The 9,151-nt window shown below is 45.0% G+C and carries 11 protein-coding genes; all 11 read right to left on the bottom strand.

What is annotated here, in order from left to right; genetic code table 11:
- Positions 1-583 (bottom strand): SDR family NAD(P)-dependent oxidoreductase (locus AB1466_00250; protein ID MEW6188536.1); only part of this gene is annotated, 583 nt, incomplete at its 3' end.
- A 212-nt stretch (positions 584-795) separates the two neighbouring features.
- On the bottom strand, positions 796-1,743 hold the full coding sequence (gene fabD / locus AB1466_00245) for an ACP S-malonyltransferase (GenBank protein MEW6188535.1): 948 nt from the start codon (positions 1,741-1,743) through the stop codon (positions 796-798).
- A gap of 62 nt (positions 1,744-1,805) precedes the next feature.
- Positions 1,806-2,750, bottom strand: a complete 945-nt coding sequence (fabK, locus tag AB1466_00240; protein MEW6188534.1) for an enoyl-[acyl-carrier-protein] reductase FabK — start codon at positions 2,748-2,750, stop codon at positions 1,806-1,808.
- Positions 2,740-3,774 (bottom strand): beta-ketoacyl-ACP synthase III, encoded by a 1,035-nt coding sequence (locus AB1466_00235; GenBank protein ID MEW6188533.1) that lies wholly within the window; start codon positions 3,772-3,774, stop codon positions 2,740-2,742. The genes fabK and AB1466_00235 overlap by 11 nt, the downstream gene beginning before the upstream one ends.
- A complete protein-coding gene (gene plsX / locus AB1466_00230; GenBank protein MEW6188532.1) occupies positions 3,755-4,777 on the bottom strand; it encodes a phosphate acyltransferase PlsX in 1,023 nt (340 codons plus the stop codon). Before plsX ends, AB1466_00235 begins: the two co-directional genes overlap by 20 nt.
- A gap of 22 nt (positions 4,778-4,799) precedes the next feature.
- Entirely contained in the window at positions 4,800-4,976 is a 177-nt protein-coding gene (gene rpmF, locus AB1466_00225; protein MEW6188531.1) for a 50S ribosomal protein L32, read from the bottom strand.
- Between the two features lie 88 nt (positions 4,977-5,064).
- Positions 5,065-5,580, bottom strand: a complete 516-nt coding sequence (locus AB1466_00220) for a DUF177 domain-containing protein (protein ID MEW6188530.1) — start codon at positions 5,578-5,580, stop codon at positions 5,065-5,067.
- A 161-nt stretch (positions 5,581-5,741) separates the two neighbouring features.
- Positions 5,742-6,200 (bottom strand): ATPase, encoded by a 459-nt coding sequence (locus AB1466_00215; GenBank protein MEW6188529.1) that lies wholly within the window; start codon positions 6,198-6,200, stop codon positions 5,742-5,744.
- A 2-nt stretch (positions 6,201-6,202) separates the two neighbouring features.
- Positions 6,203-6,700 (bottom strand): pantetheine-phosphate adenylyltransferase, encoded by a 498-nt coding sequence (gene coaD, locus AB1466_00210; GenBank protein ID MEW6188528.1) that lies wholly within the window; start codon positions 6,698-6,700, stop codon positions 6,203-6,205.
- Positions 6,701-6,758: 58 nt separating this feature from the next.
- Positions 6,759-7,334, bottom strand: a complete 576-nt coding sequence (rsmD, locus tag AB1466_00205) for a 16S rRNA (guanine(966)-N(2))-methyltransferase RsmD (GenBank protein ID MEW6188527.1) — start codon at positions 7,332-7,334, stop codon at positions 6,759-6,761.
- Between the two features lie 91 nt (positions 7,335-7,425).
- Positions 7,426-9,151: ATP-dependent DNA helicase RecG (gene recG / locus AB1466_00200; protein ID MEW6188526.1), on the bottom strand; the 1,726-nt coding region annotated here is incomplete at its 5' end.

Genomic DNA, 9,151 nt, shown 5'->3' with positions numbered 1-9,151 from the left:
TTCGGGTCATATCCGTTTCGATGAATCCCGGGGCTATGGCATTAACTCGAATTCCCCGTGAGGCTAGTTCTTTAGCGACCGTTTTGGTCAGTCCAATGACCCCGGCTTTAGAGGCTGAATAGTTGGCTTGTCCCACATTTCCGGCGATTCCCACAACAGAGGCGATGTTTACTATGGCCCCCCGGCGTTGCTTCAACATATATTTTGCCGCCACTTGTGTGCAATTGAAGGTGCCCTTAAGATTGACGGCCAAAACGGCATCCCATTCTTCTTCCTTCATTCGAATGAGAAGATTATCCCGGGTAATTCCAGCGTTGTTGATTAAAATATCGATCCCACCGAAGATTTTAACCGTTTCCTCGATAAGCTTTTTCGCTTCCTCAAGGATGGAGACATTTGCCTTTATGAATGTGGCTTTCCTTCCGAGTTTTTCGATCTCTCGGGTGAGCTCAGATGCCTCCTTATCAGCTATATCGTTGACGACGATGTGAGCTCCGAGCTTCGCCAATTTTAAACAAGTTATCCGTCCAATTCCCCTCGCACTTCCCGTGACCAGGGCTACTCTCTCCTTCAAATCAAACATTTCACACCCCCAAATTTATAATTTATCTATTCACTGCCTTTTATATCGTAAATGCAAAAATGTAAAAATCAAAAATAAAAATGACAGATCAAAATGTAAAATTATTGTTGATTTTATAATCATTTAAATTCTGGATTGTCATTTTACACTTTGCATTTGGAATTTGAGACAATACATTTAATTAAATCTGTTTTTATATATGGAATCCTGTCTTAGATTAGAGCTTGTATAGTTTGATGGAAAGATTTAACGTCTTCAACATTTAAAATTCTGACCGAAGGAGCTATCCTTTTAATCAATCCCGAAAGAACTTTGCCCGGTCCTACTTCGATGAAGACATTGATTCCCACCTTGAGCATTTGTAAAATGGATTGCTCCCAGAGTACCGAACCGGTAATTTGTTTGCGCAGCGCATCTTTCAATTCTTCACCCTCTGTGGAAAGTCTTGCCGTATAATTGGAGACCACCGGTATTTTAGCATCTTTAAAGGAAATGGCATCAAGGTGGTTAGCAAATTGTCTTTCCGCTTTCTTCATTAAGGGGGAGTGAAATCCCCCACTTACCTCTAGTTCCACAACGCGTTTGGCTCCAGCTTCTTTGAGCAACTTGGCTGCTCGTTCGATCACCTGTTTTTCCCCTGAGATTACCACTTGACCGGGGCAGTTATAATTAGCGATGTTAATAATCCCGTTGCTTCTCAGAGAATCCACGATATCTGCGGCGAACGTCGAATCCATACCCAATACCGCGAGCATCTTTCCCGGGAATTCTCTCGAGACTTCTTCCATTAGTTCAGCTCGTTTGGCAACGAGCTTTAGGGCTTCCGAAAAATCCAATACCCCTGCGGCTACCAGTGCGGAGTACTCGCCGAGGCTATGGCCCGCAACGGCATCGGGTTTAATATCCTCTCCGTTCAAGAGAAACCAACAAATGCAATTAACGATGAATACGGCGGGTTGCGTATTTACGGTTTCTGCCAATTTTTGCCTTGGACCATGAAAGCATAAGAAAGAGAGATCTCTTCCGAGAATTTTTTCTGCCTCTTTGAAGAACTGAGCCACTCTTGGAAAAGTATTGACTAAAGCCCTTCCCATTCCAACATATTGAGATCCTTGCCCGGGAAAGATAAAGGCAATTTTCCGAATCGAATTCTCCCCCATCTTTTTCTTATTTCCGAGTTTTTAATTGATGGTGAAAACGCTGAAAGGACGGTTGAAGTTATTTATTTCACTTTAACGTTCAATTCGGTTAAAACCCAACGGGTCTCCGTGACAATATCGTTTATGATCTCTCGAGCGCTTTTAATTTCATGTATCAATCCAGCACATTGACCAGCCATTACACTTCCCCATTCTACATCGCCTTCGCGCATAGCCAATCGGAGCCTACCCACTCCCATTTTCTCCAGATCCTCACCGCGACCCTCCGCATCCATCTTTTGAAACTCCTTAGCCAGCTTATTTTTGAGTACCCGCACGGGATGTCCTGTGGAATATCCAGTAACCACTGTATCTCTATCTTTGGCTTTGACCACTTTTTCCTTGACGTTTGGATGGACAGTACACTCTTGGGCACACATGAATCTTGTTCCCATCTGAACACCCTTAGCGCCTAGGACAAGGGCAGCAGCTAATCCTCTTCCATCTGCGATTCCGCCGGCTGCAATGACTGGGATGCTTACCGCATTCACAACTTGCGGGACCAATACCATGGTGGTTAAATCTCCGATATGTCCCCCTGCCTCCATTCCCTCAGCAATTATTGCATCGGCTCCCATCCGCTCCAGTCGCTGTGCCAGGGCAACGGAGGCACATACGGGTAGAACCTTTATATTCCTTTCCTTCAAAGCGGGCATATACCGTCCTGGATTTCCTGCGCCCGTCGTTACGATGGGTACTTCTTCTTTTAAAACGACTTTGAAGAGTTCGTCTACGTGCGGGGCGAGTAGCATGAGGTTTACACCAAAGGGTTTATCCGTAAGCTCCTTTGCCTTGAGGATTTCCCTTTCCAATTCCGTGGCGGGCATGTGCCCGGCACCAATAATCCCTAAACCACCTGCATTTGAAACAGCAGCCGCCAATTCGGCTGTAGCAACCCAGGCCATCCCTCCTTGTATAATGGGATACTCTATCCCCAGCAGGTCACAAATCTCAGTTCTAAAGTCCATTGGAGACCTCCTTGCTCCATCGGACCACATTTGCTCCCCAAGTGAGTCCGGCACCGAATCCAACGAAGAGTAAAATATCCCCCCGCTTTAATTTCCCTTCTCGCCAAATCTCATCCAAAGCTAGAGGAATGGAAGCGGTGGAAGTATTTCCGTATTTGTAAAGGTTGGTGACCACTTTGTCTGGACTGATCTTTAATTTTGCCACCGCAGTCTCGATAATACGCTTGTTCGCTTGGTGGGGGATGAAATAATCTACATCCTCGATGGAAAGATTGGCTAAATTTAGTGCTCCTTTCGCTGCATCTGGAATGGCACGAACGGCGAATTTAAACACTTCATTGCCACTCATATGAATGTGGTGAAGTCCATCTTTGACGGATTCTTCACTTCCGGGAATGAGAGCACCACCAGCTGGTATCTTGAGTAAATCTGAACCAGAGCCATCGGCGGCCAAATAGTTGGCTAATATCCCATATCCTTCCTCAACCCGCTGGAGAACAACTGCTCCAGCACCATCTCCAAAGAGTATGCAAGTACTTCTATCCAACCAGTTTACATAACGGGTTAGGGCATCAGCCCCGATGAGAAGAGTCGTCTCAAAGAGCCCCGTGGCTATGCATTGAGAGGCAATGGATAAACCATAAACGAATCCGGTACAAGCGGCGGAAATGTCAAAAGCGGGACAGTTTGCTCCAATTTTATGCTGGGTAAGACAGGCAGTAGAGGGAAAGATCATATCGGGTGAAGCGGTGGCCACGATGATAAGATCAACATCTCTGGTGTCGAGATTGGCGTCAACAAGGGCCTTTCGAGCCGCTTCCGATGCTAAATCTGAGGTGCAGATGGTTTCGCCGGCGATTCGTCTCTGGATGATGCCAGTCCGGGTCTTAATCCATTCGTCGCTGGTGTCCACAATCCGCTCTAAATCAAAATTTGTCAACACTCTTTTGGGAACGTGGGAACCAATCCCCACTATTCCCACGGGAGCCAGTTTGGAATTAATCTTATTCCATTTCACGATCATTTTCGATGCTTTCCTTTATTGCCAAGACAACGCCTTTTCTAACGGTATCCGCAGCTAATCTTATTGAATTCTTGATGGCTTTTGCTCTGGAGCTACCATGACTGATGATACAGACCCCGTTTATGCCCAAAAGTTGAGCTCCACCATATTCCTGATAATCGAGTTTTCTTTTCAACTTTTTGAGTCCCGTGGCGAGAAGAAGTCCTCCCAATCTGGAGGCAAAGGATTCGGTAGTGGTCGATTTCACCTTAGAGAAAAACATTTCTGCCATACCTTCCATCAATTTAAGAGCTACATTGCCTGTGAATCCATCGCAAACTACGATATCCGCTTTTCCAAATAGAATGCCTCTCCCTTCCACATTACCTATGAACTTCAATTTGGACTTCTCCAATAGTCTGTAAGCCTCTTGAACTAGCTCATTTCCTTTGCCTCTTTCCTCCCCTATATTTAGGATTCCGATGGAAGGATTCTCAATTTTCAGTATATTTGTGAGATAGGCCTGACCCATCTTGGCGAATTGGAGTATGTTTTGAGGTTTACAATCCGTGGTGGCCCCAACATCTAACAAAAGAACGGGTTTGCTTGGAGTGGGAATGATGGTGGCAATGGCCGGCCTGGAAATTCCCTTGATGCGGCCTAGAATCAAGAAAGCTGCACTGACAACAGCCCCAGTGTTGCCAGCGGAAACGATCGCATCCCCCTTTTCCTCATGGATCAACTTCATTCCCACAACTATGGAGGAGTTTTTCTTGGCTCTCACTGCCCAGGAGGGATTTTCGCCCATTTCAATTACGTCGGGAGCTGATTCAATGATAATATTACTGGGAGCATCAAACTCGGTCAGCTGATCCTCTAAGATATCCAAACGGCCCACCAATATTAGTTCAATGCCGGTTTCCTCCTTGGCAGCCAGGATTGCTCCCTTAACTATCTCCCCTGGAGCATAGTCGCCCCCCATTGCATCTACCGCTATTCTTACCGTCTTATCCTCCAATGCCAAGTGTATCCCTCTTCCATGAATTCTATTCTATTTCCATTACGCGTTTGCCACCGTAATAACCACAGTTCGGACAAACGCGGTGGGCTAGCTTTGGTTGATGGCATTGTGGGCATTCCGAGAAAGTGGGCATGGAAATCCTCCAATGTGCTCGTCTCTTATCCCTCCTGGATCTGGATATCTTTCTTTTTGGAACAGCCATTTTTACCTCCGTCCATATCAGTAGTTTTTAACCATCGCTATAAGCCATCGACGATCGACTGAATTTAACTTCATCGATCACCGACGATTTACTTCTTCAGCAATTTCTTGAGGATTAAGAATCGAGAATCGATTTCTTGTTTTGGACAATCACACATCCCCTCATTTAAATTCTTTCCACACATCGGGCACAGACCTTTGCATTTGGGATTGCAAAGCACCTTCATGGGAATGGCCAACAAGAATGCCTGTTTAATGACCGGAGCTAAATCTATTCTCTCACCCATGGTGGGAAAGGTTTCCCTCTCCTCAAGCTCTTGTGATTTTGATGGATGGCAGAATATTTCCTCTATCTTCACTTTCATGGGGCAAGCGAACTCTTTAAGACAGCGGTTGCATTGCAGAATTAAAATTCCTTCAGCGGTTCCTTGAGCGAGCACGCCGGAGGCCACATTCTCGAGGGTTAAATTCAAATCCACCGGTTTGGCGAATTTGACTTCCTGCGTTCCCAGGTTTAGAGGAGAAAATTCCTTGCTCATCTTGATCTCTAATTCTTTTCCCATTTCTCTTAATAGATCGGATACCTCAATTATTAATTCAGTCATCTTTTTCTCCTTCCTCATTAGACAAAGATTATATCACAATCTTGTATCCGCTAAAGTTTAATCCCAAAAATTGAAAAAGTTCTTGTGGAGGGGAAGGACACACAAGAACCTTGAAATTAAAATCGGAAAAATAGGTTTGTCTCCGATAAAAAAGGGGACTTTCAGCTTCTGGATTCCATCTTCCCCTGAAGTCTATCTCTTCCTCTTTGCACAGCTGTGAGGAGTTTTCCCAGATTTACCTCTAAATTGGCCAGCATCTCATCAGCATAATCTTCAGCGCCCAATCGAATTTCTCTCTCCTTTGCTCTGGCTGCTTCAATGATTTCTGTCGCTCTTTGCTCAGCCAGTTTTACGATTTCGGTTTCGGATGTTATGGCTTGTGTCTTCTGTCTAGCCTCATCTATGATGCGATTCGCTTCCTTCTCCGCCTCCGCCAGCATCTCCTGTCTTTCCTTCACAATCCAGCGAGCTTGTTTTAACTCTTCAGGGAGCGTACCTCGTATTTGATCGATGATTTCATAGAGTTTTTGTTCGCTGATTATAACACTCGAACTGAGTGGAACCTTTTTGCTACGAGCGATAAGATCTTCCAATTTGTCGATTAAAGCCATGATATCCATAGTTATAGACCCCCTCTCTTGGATAGAGAGTATATTTTGAGCAAACTCTTCTCAACTTCGGAAGGAACAAGTCCTTTGACACAACCGCCGTATTCGGCTATCTCTTTTACAGCGCTGGAACTCAAATAGGCATACTGTGGGCTAGCCATCATGAATAGGGTTTCAATTGTGGGATCGAGCTTTCGATTGAGTTGAGCCATTTGAAATTCGTGTTCAAAATCGGAGACTGCTCTCAAACCCCTGATTATTACATGAGCATTGTGTTTCCTGGCAAATTCAACAACCAAAGTATCAAAGGTATCGACGGTGACATCCTCCATGCTTGATGTGGCGTTCATTGCGAATCTTATTCTTTCCTCCAATGAGAAAAGTGGCTTTTTGGGAGGGCTTTTAGCTATACCCACTACGACTTTATCGTAAAGATTGAGGGCTCTTTCGATTATATCCAGGTGTCCTGTAGTAATGGGATCAAAACTTCCTGGGCAAACTGCTACCCGCATGATGGCCTCCTTAAATTCAAATTTCTCCTTAGCCTTTGTGGAATTTATATCTCTTTTCTTATTTGTGCTTGAGGTGTTCGCCACTTTTGATCTTACTGTAAAAACTTAATGCCGTATCTCCATATCTCCGGGTAAATTGAATTTCCAAATTCTCAATGGGAATCGGGGCCCTGCGTGAAGAATGTTCTAAAACCGCCACTCCTTCAGGAGCCAAAAAACCTGCGTTTTTGTTAAGAACTGAACTTAATTCGACAACGTTAATTTTATAGGGAGGGTCTAGAAAAATCAAATTAAATTCTTCATTTTCCTCAAGTAGACGTTTAACAATTACCTCAACCTTATTCTTAAGGATCCTCGCTTTTTGGGAAAAACCCGTGTGTTCTAAATTTCTCTTTAAAACCCGAATTGAGGAGGGATTATCATCCACAAAAACCGCAAATTCCGCTCCCCTGCTTAAGGCTTCGATACCAAGGCTACCCGCTCCCGCATATAAATCGAGGACCTTGGATTCCTTGATTTTTTCTTCAAGGATGTCGAAGAGCGCCTCCTTTATCCTATCCGCAGTGGGGCGTACCTCTCTCCCCTTTGGAGCTACCAATTTTCTTCCCTTCGCAATACCTGCAATAACCCTCATCTAAAATCAGTCCGTGGTCGGTAGTTGATGATTTTTTTGTTTTCGTTGTGAACTGCGACGCTTTGCAATGCTACCGATTCCTAACTAATTACTAGCTGTGGAATAGCCACTCTAAATTGGCCACAAATTTCTTTTTTACCTCGCCTAACAATAAACGATGTTCCGGTTGGGATAAATTGGGATCCCTCTCAACCAATTCAAAGGCCTCTTTTCTGGCTTTTAAGAGGATGTCGATATCCCTTATGAGTTTAGCCAGTTTTAAATCGGGCAGACCCGATTGACGGGTACCAAAAAGCTCACCTTCGCCACGGATTTCAAGATCGGCTTCGGCGAGTTTGAAACCATCGACAATATTTCCAATGACTTCAATGCGTCTTTTGCCTTCATCAGTGACCGGATCGGCGAAAAGGATACAATAAGATTTATACTTTCCCCTACCAATTCTGCCTCTTAATTGATGCAGTTGAGCCAAGCCGAACCGTTCAGCGTCCTCGATTATCATGACTGAGGCATTGGGTATATCGATACCCACTTCTACGACTGTCGTCGAGATGAGTATATCCAGCGCACCGTCTCGGAACTTTCGCATGACTTCTTCCTTCTCCACTGGTTTAAGCTTACCGTGGATGAAACCAACTCTTAAGTCGGGGAAGATTTGAGTTCTAAGTCTCTCGACTTCTTCCATCACCGCTTTTACCTGCCTGCGGGCAGGCAGGACCTCTAATTTATCGGACTCCTCAATTAGAGGACAAATGATATAGCCCTGTCGCCCTCGCTTTATTTCGCTTTTCATCTTCTCGTAAGCCCACCGTCGATGTTTGCGATCACAAACGATGGTTTCCACATGTTCCGCTAGTTTTCTTCCCTTGGGAAGTTCACGGATGATGGATACATCCAAATCGCCGTAGAGAGTGAGGGAAAGCGTTCGAGGGATCGGAGTAGCCGTCATGATGAGGACATCTGGATTGTATCCTCGCCCACCATGTTTCGGGGCCTTTTCCTTTAAGCTCACTCTTTGCCTCACCCCGAATCGATGTTGTTCATCGATTACCGCCAATCCCAAAGATTTAAACTGAACTCCCTCTTGAATGAGGGAATGGGTGCCCACGACAAGATCCACCTTTCCTTGGCGGATTTTCTCTTGAATTTCCCCTTTCTCTCTTGGGGGTGTACCCCCCGTAAGCAGGGTTACCCTAATACCAAGGGGCTTTACCAAATCTCTAATTTTGTGGAAATGTTGCTCGGCTAAAACCTCGGTGGGAGCCATTATCGCTCCCTGATGTCCATTTTGGATGGTGATGAGCAAAGCGGCTACAGCAACAACGGTCTTTCCCGACCCTACTTCCCCTTGTAAAAGTCGATTCATGGGATGGGGACTGGCCATGTCTCTCTGTATCTCGGCGATTGCTTTTTTTTGATCTTCGGTCAGTTCGTAAGGCAATAATGAATAAAAATTCTTTAGGAGCTCGCCTTCGATGATATGCCTGATTCCATTGGTCTCTCGCTCTATACGCTTTTTTCGAATGGCTAAGCCAAGTTGCATGAGGAAAAGTTCCTCAAATAGAAGCCTTGATCTCGCCCTATGGCATAAGGATTCCGTAGTTGGGAAATGAATTTCTTGAAGGGCAAGGGATCTGGGGAGTAAATCGAACTTTACACGGAGCCAGGCTGGAAAAGCATCAGGTAAATCTGCATACTTATCTATCAGGCATTTTATAATCCGACGTATCATACACACGGAAAGTTTCTGTGTGGCTGGATGTAGGGGCACGATCCTACTGGTGTGAACGGTATCCTGTCCTAGATCCGTCTTCTCA

Source organism: Actinomycetota bacterium, from assembly GCA_040755895.1.
GTDB lineage: Bacteria > Actinomycetota > Aquicultoria > Subteraquimicrobiales > Subteraquimicrobiaceae > Subteraquimicrobium.
The sequence above is the reverse complement of the archived record's forward strand: the minus strand, read 5'-3'. Positions and strand labels throughout refer to the sequence as shown.